Genomic DNA, 13,682 nt, shown 5'->3' with positions numbered 1-13,682 from the left:
ATAGTGTTTTTTTAATTTCACGAAGTGTCTTAATCGGCTTTTCTGATTCTATAGCTCAATCCCAAGCCTAATAATAAATCTTGACCTTCGGTAATACTTGTGCCTCCATAAATATCGAACTGTAAATCATTAGACGCTAAGTATGTAAAACCAGCATCCCAGTAATGGTTAGCAGAACTATCCTCGGGTAAATCGCCATAGAGTTCTGCATAAAACCCGAATTTATCTGATAAGCTGTAACCGTACGCGATCGTATAAATAGCAGCTGCTTCCGAAGAATCATTTCCCCATTGTGCACCAATATTGTAACCTAAACTCGATTTTTCGCTAAGTGTGTGTGATAGTGATAATCTAAAATCAACAGCTGTTGTTTCTGGTCTGTAGTCTGTGGACGCACTAAATACAGGGAACACATGACCAATTAAAGCAATTTCTGGCATGGCTCCATTTTCTTCTGCAATATCAACTTTCAATCCTAATAATAGCGTGCTAAGTCCGCTGGTAATATCATCTAGTTTGTTTCCATTTACTGTGGTTTGGCCTTCAATGAAATTCCAACCTAGTCGAAATTCGAGATTATCAAGAATCCCATAGCGTACGAGCATGGTATTGTAGGTGAAGTCTTCTGACTTTACGTTATTGTCTTCAAAGGATTCGTATAAAGCACCAGTTTCAAACTGTAAGACTCCTTTACCAACAGTAGAGGAAGCTTCGGTAGCATCTGGTCGGTCTGTAACTAAAGGTTCTACAGTTTTGTTTTCTTGTGAAAACGAACTAAAAACAGCACTGAATAGTACAGTGCCTAGAATTAAAGTTTTATTTTTTAATTTCATTGACATAGATTAAAGTTGAAAAATCTTCATTAAGTAAAATGGTGTTATTATGTACTGATAGTTCAGTCATTTTATTGTTTTTAAATTGTTTTGATACTTTTATTTCATGACCATACTTTAATTTCTGATGTGCACAGAATTCAAAAAACTCTTTATCATCACTCAATAATCTTGATATAATATACGTTTTCCCTTCTTGAGCATTTGAAAGCGAAATAGAAGTGTCTATTGTTGTGATTTCTCCATTTGAATTGGGAATAGGATCTCCATGCGGATCAAACTTTGGGTGTCCTAAATACGCACTTATTTTATCGGCTAATAAATCGGAAGTTTGGTGTTCTAAAAGTTCAGCTTCTTTATGAATATCGTGAAGTGACATATCAAACATCTTAAATAAAAAGGCTTCCCAAAGCCGATGTTTTCTTACGATATTCAGAGCCATCTTTTTACCCTTATCGGTCAATTGTAATTCTTGATACTTTTCATAATGTAGCAACTCTTTAATAGCGAGTTTTTTTGCCATATCAGTGGCTGCAGCACTAGAAATACCAAGTTTTTTGGCAATGATACCAGGTTTGGTATTATGAGCATCGTTAGAATTATTATTGTAAATGGCTTTTACAAAGTTTTCAACTGCGATAGACATTTTTAATGACTTTAATTAATTTTTAAGCAAGCTTAAATATTTTTCAAATGTAACTAAATTTTTAAAAATATTATGAGTTGTGGCATGATTTAAGCAGTGGTTAAATTAAATTTATATTATGAAAGTCTATTTATGTATTCTAGTGTTAGGTTTAACTTCTATTTTTCAAACTGTAGATGCACAAAATCAAGTTCTTAAAGATTCGTTGAGTGTTGTTAAGATTATTAGCATTGGTGAGAAAGCGAGTCATGAAGACTATGACGTAAAATTTAAAAAGGTGATTACTGATTCCAGATGTCCTAAAATGGTGTCTTGTGTGAGAGCAGGAGAGGCTGATGTGCTTGTTTCAATTTATAAAAATGGACAGTTTGTCGCTGATAAAAAAGTTAGAATAGATGCTAGTGGATTTGCTAGAGATGCTACTAACCTTGCTTTTAGTGCTACCGATTTTAAAATATACGGCTTTAGTTTATCTCCTTATCCAAATGGTGTAGCGGTTATTGACCAAAAATCTTATAAGTTACAAGTTGTTTTTAGACCGAATATGTAATAATTTGAAAGTGAACAAAATAAGTTATTACCAAAAGATGAATAACCTCTTTCCCCATGAACTCTTATTTTGAATAAATGCTTTTAGTGCAAAAACCAAAATCAGTTCTACACCGATAATAAAAACACCATAAATTAGATGTAAACTGAAAGTGGTTATAAAAAGAATAGCAGATATTAAGAAGCTTAAACATAAAATTAATCCACTAACGACGTCTTTAAAGAAAGAGGATGTATTCGATTTATAGTCGAAAAAATAAGCCATTAAGATAAATATAATTGACAAATGGCAGGTTGTTAGTTCTTAAAGTAATTGTGCTTGAAACAGCAGTATATTCTTATCAATGACAACCACAACCATTATCTCCACCACAAGCTTTAGATATTTTTTTCTTAGGCCACCACACAAAGTTTTTGAATAGATATAGTAATGCAATTGTGAGTGCAGAAAATGCTAATATGTTTTGAATGATTACATTCATGCTTTTTTTGATTTGGATTTTTTAAGTTCCGTTATAAGTATTATAAGTCCTGAACTAACTAATATTCCCATAATAAAATCTGCTAAATCATTTCCGAGATCCAGTTGATATAGTACTATACCAGTGACCACAAGAAGCAATCCAATAACGCTTCGGTTTCGATTCATGAAAACTATTTATTTTAAAACTTGATAAGCAATTAAAGCTACAATATAGGCAAAAGCACTCATAATAACCAATTGATACATTGGCCATTTCCAAGAATTGGTTTCACGTTTTACAATAGCCAGCGTACTCATACATTGCATGGCAAAGGCATAAAATAATAATAATGAGATACCAGAAGCAAAGTTAAATAAGGGACCTCCAAGAATAGGATTCACTTCACCAGCCATTCGGTTTTTAATGGTTTCCTCTTCGTCACTACCAACGCTGTAAATGGTAGCAAGTGTTCCAACAAACACTTCGCGTGCGGCAAAAGAGCTGACAATGGCGATTCCGATTTTCCAGTCGTAACCCAAAGGTCTAATGGCTGGTTCAATGGCGTGGCCTGCAATGCCTATAAAGGAATGTTCTAATTTATGAGCATCAATTTTTTGAGAAAGTTCGTCGTTAGTTAAATTTTCAGACGCATATTGTTCTGTAACGATCGTTTCGGCATTATTAAAGTTATCACCTGGTCCGTAAGACGCTAAAAACCATAGTACAATTGAAATAGCTAAAATTATTTTACCAGCACCAAAGACAAAAGCTTTTGTTTTTTCTAAAACGGTTAAAGCTACATTTTTTAAAAGTGGTAATTTGTAGTTTGGCATTTCTACTACAAAAAAGGTTTTCCCTTTAATGTTTAAAATTTTATTTAAAATCCAAGCAGAGCCAACGGCAGCGCCAAAACCGATAAGATAGAGTAACATTAAAGTGAGGGCTTGGTAACTTAAACCTAAAATTCGTCCTTCAGGAATTACTAACGAAATAATAATAAGATAGACGGGTAATCTTGCAGAACAGGTAGTGAAGGGAGTCACTAAAATAGTGATGAGGCGTTCTTTCCAACTTTCAATATTACGTGTAGCCATAATTGCTGGTATTGCGCAAGCTGTACCTGAAATTAAGGGTACCACACTTTTTCCACTCAAACCAAAACGTCGCATGATGCGATCCATTAAGAATACCACACGACTCATATAACCGCTTTCTTCTAGAATTGAAATGAAGAGAAATAAAAAGGCAATTTGCGGAATAAAAATAACCACACCTCCAAGTCCTGAAATGATCCCTTCGGCCAATAGGTTGGTAAAGGCACCAGCTGGCAAGGTGTTTTTTACCCAATCACTTAGTGAGGCAAAAGAGCTATCTATAAAATCCATTGGAATACTTGACCAATCGTAAATAGCCTGAAATATTAACAAAAGTATAAGTCCAAAAATTAAATAACCCCAAACTTTATGAGTTAATACACGATCTAATTTTATGCGTAAATCTTTCGCAGATTTTAGATCAATGGTTTGTCCTTTTTTAAGTGTTTGATTTATAAACTGATAACGTTTTATGGTTTCTTTTTGCTGCAGTCGTTTTAAATCGGCTTTAGATTTGGTTTTAAAATCTGCAACTGCATCAAAGGTTTTTCGGTCTGTTTTTCCGAAGTTAACATCTTGGGTAATCACCAACCAAAGTTTGTATAATAGTTGATTCGGGAATGCTTTTCTTAAGTTGTTAAAATAGATTTCATCGATTTCGGAAGCATTCATACAAGGTGTAGTAGAAAGCTCTTTAAAATTTGTAATCAATTCTTTAAGTTCGTCGATGCCTTTCTTTTTTCGAGTACTAATTAAAGCAATTTTGGTTTCGAGCTGTTCTTCTAAATAAGGAATGTCTAAAGAAATACCTTTGTAAGCCATTCTATCAGACATATTAATCACTAAAATAGTAGGAATCTGTAAATCCTTAATTTGTGTGAAGAGTAATAAATTCCGCTTCAAGTTTTCCACATCACTCACCACAACGGCAACATCTGGGTAATCTTTATCGTTTTTATTTAGTAATAGTTCAATGACCACATTTTCGTCTAATGACGACGCATTGAGACTGTATGTGCCAGGTAAATCAATAATATGTGCTTTAACTCCTCGAGGCAGTTTGCAAATACCTTCTTTTTTTTCAACAGTTATACCTGGATAATTACCAACTTTCTGATTTAGGCCAGTAAGTGCATTAAAAACGGAGGTTTTACCTGTATTAGGATTTCCTATTAAAGCAACATTGATCTGCTTACTCATCTGAAGTTTCAATTAATATGTGGATAGCAGTCTCTTTTCTTATCGCCAAATGAGAACCGTTAATGTTAAGATACATTGGATCTGCAAACGGAGCCACTTGAACTAGTTCTACCGAATTACCTGGCAAACAACCCATTTCTAGTAACTTTAATGGAATTTGGTTAGAAGACACATCAGTGATAATGCCTTGTTGTCCTCGTTTTAAATCGGCTAATGTCAAGCTTATTCTTATTTAGATTAATTTTAAAGAAGTAAAAATAAGGGAAAATTCTTAGTGTCAAAAATGAGATAATACTTATTTGGATACTTTTAACTTTTAAGAACCTCCAAAGTATTTTAAGGTTTCAATATCTTCTAAAAGCCGCTTAATATCTTCTTGCTGCGTGCCATCGTAAAAGCCTCTTATTTGACGTTTTTTATCAATAAGCATAAAATTTTCGGTATGAATCATATCAAACGCGTCTCCATTACCATCTGTTTTTACAGCGAGATAGCTTTTTCTAGCCAATTCATAGATGTGTTTTTTGTCGCCAGTAACTAAATTCCATTTTCTATCAATCACCCCTTTTTCTTTAGCATATTTTTTTAGTTGTGCTACACTATCAATTTTTGGAGTTACCGAATGTGAGAGGAGCATCACGTCATCATCATTGATGATTTCTTTTTGAATTTGATACATATGATCTGTCATTATAGGACAAATGGTTTGGCAGGTTGTAAAAAAGAAATCTGATACATAGATTTTATCTTTGTACGTCTCTTGGGTTATGGTTTCACCATTTTGATTAACAAGACTAAAATCTCCAATTTTATGATATTTTAATTGATGTTGAATCGTGCTATCTACCAACTCTTCACTTACCATACCAGGTTGATAAATAGGAAGTGGGTGCTTTACATTTAATATATTATAAATAATAATTAAAATGATGACGGAGAGCACTGAAAAGAAAATTCCGAATTTTTTATAGTCTTTAAAAAAGGAGAGAAATGACATCTTAAAATGGGTTCTATTTTTAAAATACAAAGGTACAATGCAAAGCTATTTTTCTGAATAGTTTTAACAGAATAATGACTGTTTTCTTACGATACTTATAATTCCATGTTAAAAATAAAACGATAAGAAATACTATTATTTTCTAACTGATTGTAAAACCTTACTTTTGCGCATCGAAATTTGAAAAAGATTACATGGAATTTGTTATAAAAATATCTCAATTTTTACTTAGTTTATCCTTGCTTATTGTGCTGCATGAGCTTGGTCATTTTATACCAGCAAAATTATTTAAAACCAAGGTTGAAAAGTTTTACCTCTTTTTTGATGTAAAATTTTCACTCTTCAAAAAGAAAATTGGTGATACCGAATATGGTATTGGTTGGTTACCGCTTGGAGGTTATGTTAAAATTGCAGGCATGATTGACGAAAGTATGGATAAGGAGCAAATGGCACAGCCACCACAGCCATGGGAATTCCGTACTAAACCAGCTTGGCAACGTTTAATTATTATGCTAGGCGGTGTTACAGTGAACTTTATACTAGCCTATGTTATTTATGTTGCTGTTTCGTTTGCATATGGAGATTCAGATGTAAAAGTTGATAGTTTAAAAGATGGTTATTGGATTGATAACCCTGCGCTTTTAGATTTTGGTTTTAAAACAGGCGATAAAGTTTTAGCGGTTAATGATATAAAAGTGGTGAATGATTCAGACATTGGATTTAATCTTATTAGTGCTGAAACGATCACCATTGAAAGAAATGGTGAACAGAAAATCATTGATTTACCAGAAGATTTTTTAGGGCAATATTCGTCTAGTAAAAGCAAGCTTAATTTTGAATATCGTGTACCTTTTATGATTGGTAAGGTTGCAGATTCGTCCGTAAACATCAATAAGGGTTTAAAAACAGGTGATATTATTACGACTATTAATGGTAAACGATTAAAGTATTTTGATCAAATAGATCAATTCACAGCTGGTTTAGCTAACCAAAATGTGTTGGTTGAAATTCTTAAAGAAGATAATACAGTCGTTGAAAAAGAATTAATGTTAGATAAGGATGGTAAATTTGGGATTCATCCTTGGACTAATAATTTCAGTCGGTTTGATGATTTAGGGTATCTTGAAGTGACGCGAAAAGAATACACATTTAGCGAGAGCTTTGCTGCTGGAGGGCATAAATTCACTAAAACAATAACGAATTACTTTGACCAATTAGCTGCAATTTTTAATCCAAGTACAGGAGCGTATAAAGGTTTAGGAGGATTTAAAGCCATTTACGATCAGTTTTCACCAGTATGGAGTTGGCCTTATTTCTGGGGATTAACAGCTTTTTTATCGATCATGTTAGCAATACTTAATTTGTTACCAATACCTGCTTTAGATGGTGGCCACGTCGTGTTTTTATTGTACGAAATGATATCTGGACGTAAGCCTAGCGAGAAATTCTTAGAGCGTGCACAAGTAGTAGGTTTCTTTATTTTAATTGCTTTGGTGCTGTTTGCAAATGGTAACGATATTTTTAAAGCCGTGACGAATTAATATTTTTTTAATTTTAATATGAAAAAATAATAATTCATTTGGTGAGAATAAAAAAATTGATTTATATTTGCGCTCGCTAACGCGAAAAATAACCTTCCTCTTTAGCTCAGTTGGTTAGAGCATCTGACTGTTAATCAGAGGGTCCAAAGTTCGAGTCTTTGAAGAGGAGCAAGAGTGGACAAGCCATCAGAAATGATGGCTTTCTTGTTTTCTAATCCTTTGGAAGCCTTGTTAATCCTAACAAGAAGCTCTACTACTACATTTTTTTCTTTGGTTCGACATACACTTTTTGAAAGAATGAGTTTTTTGGGAAATAATAAACCAACTAATCTAGTTTTCTGTTCAAAATCCCCATTTTTATAGAGCTGAGGTATGTTTTTAAGAATTTTAAAAGCCTTGTCGATTATTTTTATAGATAGCTCTTTTGAATCTTTCAAACATTCTAATTCTGCTCTTAATGACATCAAATTTTTATTATATCTATTTATCATTTTATTGAATATTTCAATTGTTATCAAATCATTAGCATATTTGTCTTCTGTCTTTTCTATTATATCAATAACATCATTAATCTTTATCGTGATTTGAGCTATTTCTTCTGTCTTGTTACCTCGTTTATTCTTTTGAACGTCAATTAAAATCTCCTTGTAAAGTTCAATAACATTAGTATTTACTTTAATGCTTTTTAAAATCTTATCACTAAACATTTTTTCAGTTTTAATTGCTGAAATACTATTCTTGCATTCACCTCTACAATGATAATAACCATAGTAGCCACCATTACCTTTCGACACACTACCTGTTAGCGTTGCACCGCAAAATTCACATTCTAAGAAACCTCTTAACGGTAAGGCATCGTTTTTCCTAGATGGTGGTTTTGCGTTTCTATCTCTACCTTTTAATACATCTTGAACTTTGTTAAATGTATTAATATCAATTATTGCATCATGTAGTCCATCAGTCCAATATGAATCCTCTTTTTTGTATTGAGGGACTCTAACTTGACCAATATATGCACGATTCCTAAGCATATTAAGGAATGTTTGTTTTCCTTTTTTGTAACCTTTTTTAACATAATCTCTTCTAAGTCCTTCAAGAGAATCTACACCTAATGCTACTCTATGAAAGATTTCCTTTATTAATGGAGCTTCTTCGTTTGGCTTCATCGAGGCATTTTTGTCATATCTAACTCTAGTATAACCGTAAGGTGTTGTGCCTAAGAAAGCACCAAGTTTAGCCGCTTTGTATTGTCCATCTTTTGTTCTGCTAGAGATATTGTCATTTTCAACCTCTGGCATAATTAAGTACATGGATAACATTATCTTTTGGTTAGATATACTTAAATCTAATGGCTGTTCAACAGCGTTAACGCTGACACCCCATTCACGAAATAGTCTAATAACTCGCATAGCTTCTTCCATGTTTCGTGAAAACCTATCCCATTTTGTAAATAATACTTGTTTTATAGTTTTTCGATTAGCCTTAACGAAGCTCTCTAATTTTTTCCATTCAGGTCTATTAAAATTTTTGGCTGAATGGTCTTCTATATATTCTTTAGCAATTCCGAAATTATTTATTTCGCAATAGGTTTTTAAGACATCTTGTTGGTGGTCTCTTCCATAACCAAAATTTGCCTGTTCATCTGTACTAACTCTACTGTATATTATTGTATCTAAATTCATTTTAAATTGTGTTTATTTATTATTTATATCTATTTGTTGAAATTGTATTTCTGCTATTGAGTAGAGTACTTCTCTCAAAATCTCAATCTCTTTGTCAGTATATTTTATTCCATTTTTATTTGAAATTTTTTTGCATTTTGTTAAACTTAACATGGTAACTAACCACTCTGTTCCTCTTTTTTTTACTAGGAGTGGTGAGGTTCGTTATTTTTTAAAGTCTATCGACTGTGCCATCTCAGTCTTTTTGTGATGACATATTTATTCCAATTTTTGGCATAGGATGGTTTATACCTAATGTTAAAAGTCAAATAATATGAACCTCAGCAATTACTTGCCAGGTTTAAAATTTTAAAACAGGGTTTAAAAGGGAATTGACTTTTAGCGCAGTAGCTAATGTGTCATAAATTTGAATGCCCGAAATCTTCGTTGTTTTATTTGGGCAGAAGTATGTTATTTCAAGTAAGCTTTTAATAAAGCACCAATTAAGACTTGTTCGACTAATCAACTATTTTTTTTTGACTTAAACAAGGTCTTTTGAAATTTTTTTAAAAAAAGCACCAAAAAACTTGTATTTTTTTCCACTTTATAGTTATTTAGTCTTAGTATCGAATTAATTATTTCAATTAATTTATAAAACTGATTAGTTAATTAACAACAAATCGTTTTATTTCGATAAATGATTGAGAAGTGATTCACACTTAATCTAATAATAATTGAATCCATAAGTCTATTCAAAATTATAGGTGCAATTTTTAAAGCCTATTTTCTATCCACATCATTAAGTTTATTTGTGATTGATTTCATGATAAACTACAAGAATTTTAGAATAATTGCCTGATAGTGCAGTTTTTCCCAAAGTTTCACATACTTATTACTAACACCAACAATAATGTTTGAGGTATTACAACCTCATCTTGACCTTATTATGTCAAATTTAAAATAAAAAATAGAATGAAAACAAGAGTTAAAGCTGAAAGCACCAATAATATATACTATAAACTAAACCAATTGAAAGAGCTAACAGGGTTATCTCCAAGAATGTTACAATATAGAATGTCAAACGTAAAAAAGAAATATAGCGGAAGGACTGAGCTGTTATATTGGGAAGGTAAAGGTTGGCAAATACATTATTCTCTTATTAATGAATTTATGCCCGTAAATAAGCTTAAAAGCAACCCCATAAGCCATGACAACTGGAAGTGTTTTGCAACTTGGAATCCTCATAATAATTATGAAGTAGAATATCACTACCAATTAATTAAAGAGATTAAGGAACAGTTACCTGAACATAAAATAAAGTACGCTATTGAACTTGATAATAGAGGTAATAACCACACACATTTTATTATTGATGCTTCAACTAGTAAAACTAAAAAAACAGTTGAAAGCGTTATTAATAAATACTTTTCTTGGTATGAGATTATTTACCAAGTTACAGATATAAATAATAAGTTTAGTAGCATGAGATATATTGATAAAGCACCAATTAAAAGCGGAATATTATGAAACATATTAAAACTAAACATGAAGAATTAAGAGATTTTACTCTTAACCCAAAACTAAGAGAACTAATGGTTAACTATTACGGAATTACGCACGAGATGTCTGCAACGGATGATGATTTGATTTTGGAATATCATTGGTTATTCAGAAATAATAACCTTCATTTTATTTTTGAATGTGAGCAGTTATCAAATAGTTGGAATGGTCCAGGAGACCCTAACACGTATCGCACGTTATAATTAGGGATGATTACCTGTAAAAAAGTACCATCGAACCTGTCTAAAAATTTTTTTTTAAAAATTGTACCATAAACGACACGTTATTACTAGGTAAGTTGAACACTAAAAGTGGTTATACAATATCAAAAATAAGGGTTTGATTAAAAGTAGTCAGACCTATAAACAAAATTAAAATTATGGATATAGAAAAAATTAGAGCTAAAATAAAAGCCAAACAAGAAATGATAAACTTGGAAAAAGACCAGACTAAGAAAAACGAACTTATGCAAGATTTGAATGTTTTAAAGATGAGGTCTGAAATGGAGAAAACTCACTCAGAGATTAAACAAATAACTAATAGAGATTAAAATTAATTATTTTCAGATTGAAAAACATGTCTGTATCATTTTAAGACCATGACCTAAAATGACATACTAAATTCATGTAAACACCTGGTTTTTAGGTGTATAATTTTGCCACCCTAAATATATACACTACATTTGCTTTATAATACTAAAGATTATGAAAGTAAAATATATTAGGGTCTCAACTTTAGAGCAGAATACAGAGAGACAACAAACTAACTCAGATAATTTTCAATCTGTTTACATAGATAAAATTAGTGGTGCTATTCCATTCTTTGACAGACCACAAGGAAAAAAATTGACAAACAATATTACTAATAATAAGATAAATGAAGTTCATGTATCTTCAATAGACCGTTTAGGTAGAAATATTTTAGACATCCTAACAGTTTCTGAATTCTTTAATAATAACAAGGTTAATCTATATGTTGAAAACATTGGTATGTACTCAATGGTCGATAATAAACCTAATCCAATTTTTAAGATGATTATTAGTGTTCTCGGTAATGTTGCTGAAATGGAAAGAACCAATATGTTAGAGCGACAAAAACAAGGTATAAAGATTGCAAAAGCAAAAGGAAAATATACTGGAAGATTATTCGGAACTAAAATGACCGATGACGAATTTTTAAAAAAATACAAAAATGTAATGTTAGAGCTTAAAAATGGAGAATCATTAAGAAGAGCTGCAAAACTTGGTGAGTGTTCTCTAGGTACGGCTCAAAAAGTTAAAAGATTAATTAACCTGTAATTTAAGAGTATGGCAACACAAGGAGAAAGGCAAAATTTCAATTGGCGACCAAATACTAATGACTCTACAAACCTAACGAGATTCTCACAAGAAGCACAATTATGGGTCAATGCGGTAGAATCTGCTAAGCGAAAAAACAAACGTTCCTCATTCAGTGGTAATGTTGGTACAATTGGATTATTAATATCGTTAGTTTTCTCTTTATTAACCTTGGTTGTACTCTGCGTTATCAATTTCATTAAATGGCTTAGAGCCTAAAGGATTTTACTTTTACAAAGTAAAATGAATTTATGACAAAAGGCTAATTAACATTTTGGAGAATGATTTTTGTTCTTGATTTTTTCTTTTCTTCAATAGGAAAGAAGAATACAAAAGCATTATAATAATTAAAAAAATAATGGTATTTGCATTTTATAGTATCACCCATTGAGTTCTTAAATTCAATCTCGCCAGTATCGTGTAATCTTCTTTTGTGTTTGAAATCTTGAGCAAATTCCCAATTGTAACCAAAAGTTTCAGGTATATCTAATTTACCTATATCCTGTAAAAATGACTTTGAGTAGAATAAATTTCTTAACGAACAAAAAGGCTCATTCCATTTAGGTTCTGGAATTTTATTTAAAACTATCATACCGCATCTGTTTTTAGATTTTAGTATATAGTTTCTTAAAGCTGCGTGATTTGATGAGCCAAATTTTTTAGCTAAAGCCATTCCCGATTTAATAGATAAGGGTAATTTCTCCAATTCACTATTGAACCTTTCATGTTGAAAGAGAGTAGCTGAAGCAAATAGGTTAGCCTCAAGTTCAAATTGTTCTTCTACATCTATAGAAAGCGAAGACTTATTGTCAAATGCAAGAGATAGTTCATTTTGCCAAGGCAAAATTCCATGCCCTAATTCATGTAGAGCAACAAAGTACTTTCTATTAGTTTTATCCTTTAGGTCGACATAAATTATATTTTCTTCTCGAAAGAAAATACCTTTAATCTTACTTAATCCAGATAGTAGATTTTGTATTTGTCCTTTGGTTCTATATTTGAGATTATCAATAAAAGATTCTTCAATTTTAGATAAATCGAAGCCCTCATCTATCTTTAGATTAGCATATTGTATTATTTCCTCAACAGGTGTGGGAAAAACATCAAAACAATTGCTATCCTTCAATAAATTGTAAGATATTTTTTCAATTGCATCTTGTGATTGAAGTACGGTGGTTATTTTCTTTTCGATTTTAAAAATTTTAAATATTCTAGTACTTCCTCTTTTTCTTCTTTAGACATTTTCTCCGTAGAGAATGCAATTCGACTATTGAGTTGAGTCTCTTCTTGTGTTTGTTCTGGTTTTTTAACAATACCAGATTCCTCTAATATTTCGGCAAGAGGAGTGTCGTAAACATTCGATAATGTAGTTAACACGTATATTGAAGGGCTTTTGATTTTATTATTTTCAAGTTGACTTAGGTATGCGTTAGATATACCTAAGTTTTCTTCAATATACTTTAGAGTTAAGTTCTTCGATTTACGTAAAGACTTTAAGTAAGAGCCTAATGATGTCATATAAAGATTTTCAATTCTAGTGCAAATATAATAACTAAATCTTAGTTTAACTAATTTTTATCTAATAATATTAAGATTAAATTTTTAAGATTAAATCTTAATATATTTAGATTTTTAATTTATATTTGCCATCATGAATTTAAAAACTAATGTGCCGATAAAGAGATAAAAAAAATCCAATCTATTGCGACAACAATATAATTGGATTTAAATTTTACAGGAATTATAGTTTGGATGACTACACTTTGAGGCTTTATCACCATCAAAGGATTCCTTTGTTTT

At 31.5% G+C, this 13,682-nt stretch carries 16 protein-coding genes and 1 tRNA gene; 8 read left to right on the top strand and 9 right to left on the bottom strand.

Annotated features, from left to right (window positions below):
• Positions 1 to 29: 29 nt before the first annotated feature.
• On the bottom strand, positions 30 to 833 hold the full coding sequence (locus AB8B52_RS08260; RefSeq protein WP_406027025.1) for a transporter: 804 nt from the start codon (positions 831 to 833) through the stop codon (positions 30 to 32).
• Entirely contained in the window at positions 817 to 1,479 is a 663-nt protein-coding gene (locus AB8B52_RS08255; RefSeq protein ID WP_406027023.1) for a metal-dependent transcriptional regulator, read from the bottom strand. Before AB8B52_RS08255 ends, AB8B52_RS08260 begins: the two co-directional genes overlap by 17 nt.
• Before the next feature lie 118 nt (positions 1,480 to 1,597).
• Between AB8B52_RS08255 and AB8B52_RS08250 the strand changes: the two genes are divergently transcribed.
• Positions 1,598 to 2,029, top strand: a complete 432-nt coding sequence (locus tag AB8B52_RS08250; RefSeq protein WP_406027021.1) for a hypothetical protein — start codon at positions 1,598 to 1,600, stop codon at positions 2,027 to 2,029.
• Positions 2,030 to 2,369: 340 nt separating this feature from the next.
• Here the strand turns inward: AB8B52_RS08250 and AB8B52_RS08245 are convergent, their stop codons facing one another.
• The 4 genes from AB8B52_RS08245 to AB8B52_RS08230 all read right to left on the bottom strand — a co-directional run bounded on the left by AB8B52_RS08245 (position 2,370) and on the right by AB8B52_RS08230 (position 5,783).
• Entirely contained in the window at positions 2,370 to 2,510 is a 141-nt protein-coding gene (locus tag AB8B52_RS08245; protein WP_406027020.1) for a FeoB-associated Cys-rich membrane protein, read from the bottom strand.
• Between the two features lie 176 nt (positions 2,511 to 2,686).
• A complete protein-coding gene (gene feoB, locus AB8B52_RS08240) occupies positions 2,687 to 4,786 on the bottom strand; it encodes a ferrous iron transport protein B (RefSeq protein ID WP_406027018.1) in 2,100 nt (699 codons plus the stop codon).
• The gene (locus AB8B52_RS08235) at positions 4,779 to 5,012 is read right to left on the bottom strand and encodes a ferrous iron transport protein A (protein WP_406027122.1); all 234 of its coding nucleotides are present in this window, start codon (positions 5,010 to 5,012) and stop codon (positions 4,779 to 4,781) included. Before AB8B52_RS08235 ends, feoB begins: the two co-directional genes overlap by 8 nt.
• 90 nt (positions 5,013 to 5,102) lie before the next feature.
• Positions 5,103 to 5,783, bottom strand: coding sequence for an SCO family protein (locus AB8B52_RS08230; RefSeq protein ID WP_406027016.1), 681 nt, complete (start codon positions 5,781 to 5,783; stop codon positions 5,103 to 5,105).
• Between the two features lie 194 nt (positions 5,784 to 5,977).
• Here AB8B52_RS08230 and rseP point away from each other — a divergent pair, with 194 nt between their 5' ends.
• Together rseP and AB8B52_RS08220 are read left to right on the top strand one after the other, a co-directional pair.
• Entirely contained in the window at positions 5,978 to 7,324 is a 1,347-nt protein-coding gene (gene rseP / locus AB8B52_RS08225) for an RIP metalloprotease RseP (protein ID WP_406027014.1), read from the top strand.
• Positions 7,325 to 7,419: 95 nt separating this feature from the next.
• Positions 7,420 to 7,493: transfer RNA gene (locus tag AB8B52_RS08220), tRNA-Asn, on the top strand.
• Here the strand turns inward: AB8B52_RS08220 and AB8B52_RS08215 are convergent.
• Complete coding sequence (locus tag AB8B52_RS08215) at positions 7,459 to 9,006, bottom strand: recombinase family protein (RefSeq protein ID WP_406027012.1); 1,548 nt, start codon at positions 9,004 to 9,006, stop codon at positions 7,459 to 7,461. The genes AB8B52_RS08220 and AB8B52_RS08215 overlap by 35 nt on opposite strands.
• Positions 9,007 to 9,957: 951 nt before the next feature.
• On the opposite strand from AB8B52_RS08215, the gene AB8B52_RS08210 reads away from it, so the two are divergent.
• The 5 genes from AB8B52_RS08210 to AB8B52_RS08190 all read left to right on the top strand — a co-directional run bounded on the left by AB8B52_RS08210 (position 9,958) and on the right by AB8B52_RS08190 (position 12,101).
• Positions 9,958 to 10,512, top strand: coding sequence for a hypothetical protein (locus tag AB8B52_RS08210; protein ID WP_406027010.1), 555 nt, complete (start codon positions 9,958 to 9,960; stop codon positions 10,510 to 10,512).
• Positions 10,509 to 10,748: a hypothetical protein gene (locus AB8B52_RS08205; RefSeq protein ID WP_406027008.1), complete on the top strand. Its 240-nt coding sequence runs from the start codon at positions 10,509 to 10,511 to the stop codon at positions 10,746 to 10,748. Before AB8B52_RS08210 ends, AB8B52_RS08205 begins: the two co-directional genes overlap by 4 nt.
• 176 nt (positions 10,749 to 10,924) lie before the next feature.
• Positions 10,925 to 11,095, top strand: a complete 171-nt coding sequence (locus AB8B52_RS08200; protein WP_406027006.1) for a hypothetical protein — start codon at positions 10,925 to 10,927, stop codon at positions 11,093 to 11,095.
• A 154-nt stretch (positions 11,096 to 11,249) separates the two neighbouring features.
• Positions 11,250 to 11,843 (top strand): recombinase family protein, encoded by a 594-nt coding sequence (locus AB8B52_RS08195; protein WP_406027004.1) that lies wholly within the window; start codon positions 11,250 to 11,252, stop codon positions 11,841 to 11,843.
• A gap of 9 nt (positions 11,844 to 11,852) precedes the next feature.
• A complete protein-coding gene (locus AB8B52_RS08190) occupies positions 11,853 to 12,101 on the top strand; it encodes a hypothetical protein (RefSeq protein ID WP_406027002.1) in 249 nt (82 codons plus the stop codon).
• A 43-nt stretch (positions 12,102 to 12,144) separates the two neighbouring features.
• Here AB8B52_RS08190 and AB8B52_RS08185 read toward each other — a convergent pair whose 3' ends face one another.
• A complete protein-coding gene (locus AB8B52_RS08185) occupies positions 12,145 to 13,008 on the bottom strand; it encodes an ImmA/IrrE family metallo-endopeptidase (RefSeq protein ID WP_406027000.1) in 864 nt (287 codons plus the stop codon).
• Between the two features lie 50 nt (positions 13,009 to 13,058).
• Positions 13,059 to 13,400, bottom strand: a complete 342-nt coding sequence (locus AB8B52_RS08180; protein WP_406026999.1) for a helix-turn-helix domain-containing protein — start codon at positions 13,398 to 13,400, stop codon at positions 13,059 to 13,061.
• Positions 13,401 to 13,682: the final 282 nt, after the last annotated feature.

This window comes from Winogradskyella sp., assembly GCF_045105575.1.
Lineage (GTDB): Bacteria > Bacteroidota > Bacteroidia > Flavobacteriales > Flavobacteriaceae > Winogradskyella.
The sequence above is the reverse complement of the archived record's forward strand: the minus strand, read 5'-3'. Positions and strand labels throughout refer to the sequence as shown.

Bases quoted from the DNA above. Each gene is read 5' to 3' on its own strand.
- AB8B52_RS08260 (WP_406027025.1), bottom strand. From the start codon at position 833: ATGAAATTAAAAAATAAAACTTTAATTCTAGGCACTGTACTATTCAGT.
- AB8B52_RS08255 (WP_406027023.1), bottom strand. From the start codon at position 1,479: ATGTCTATCGCAGTTGAAAACTTTGTAAAAGCCATTTACAATAATAAT.
- AB8B52_RS08250 (WP_406027021.1), top strand. From the start codon at position 1,598: ATGAAAGTCTATTTATGTATTCTAGTGTTAGGTTTAACTTCTATTTTT.
- AB8B52_RS08245 (WP_406027020.1), bottom strand. From the start codon at position 2,510: ATGAATGTAATCATTCAAAACATATTAGCATTTTCTGCACTCACAATT.
- feoB (WP_406027018.1), bottom strand. From the start codon at position 4,786: ATGAGTAAGCAGATCAATGTTGCTTTAATAGGAAATCCTAATACAGGT.
- AB8B52_RS08230 (WP_406027016.1), bottom strand. From the start codon at position 5,783: ATGTCATTTCTCTCCTTTTTTAAAGACTATAAAAAATTCGGAATTTTC.
- rseP (WP_406027014.1), top strand. From the start codon at position 5,978: ATGGAATTTGTTATAAAAATATCTCAATTTTTACTTAGTTTATCCTTG.
- AB8B52_RS08215 (WP_406027012.1), bottom strand. From the start codon at position 9,006: ATGAATTTAGATACAATAATATACAGTAGAGTTAGTACAGATGAACAG.
- AB8B52_RS08210 (WP_406027010.1), top strand. From the start codon at position 9,958: ATGAAAACAAGAGTTAAAGCTGAAAGCACCAATAATATATACTATAAA.
- AB8B52_RS08205 (WP_406027008.1), top strand. From the start codon at position 10,509: ATGAAACATATTAAAACTAAACATGAAGAATTAAGAGATTTTACTCTT.
- AB8B52_RS08200 (WP_406027006.1), top strand. From the start codon at position 10,925: ATGGATATAGAAAAAATTAGAGCTAAAATAAAAGCCAAACAAGAAATG.
- AB8B52_RS08195 (WP_406027004.1), top strand. From the start codon at position 11,250: ATGAAAGTAAAATATATTAGGGTCTCAACTTTAGAGCAGAATACAGAG.
- AB8B52_RS08190 (WP_406027002.1), top strand. From the start codon at position 11,853: ATGGCAACACAAGGAGAAAGGCAAAATTTCAATTGGCGACCAAATACT.
- AB8B52_RS08180 (WP_406026999.1), bottom strand. From the start codon at position 13,400: ATGACATCATTAGGCTCTTACTTAAAGTCTTTACGTAAATCGAAGAAC.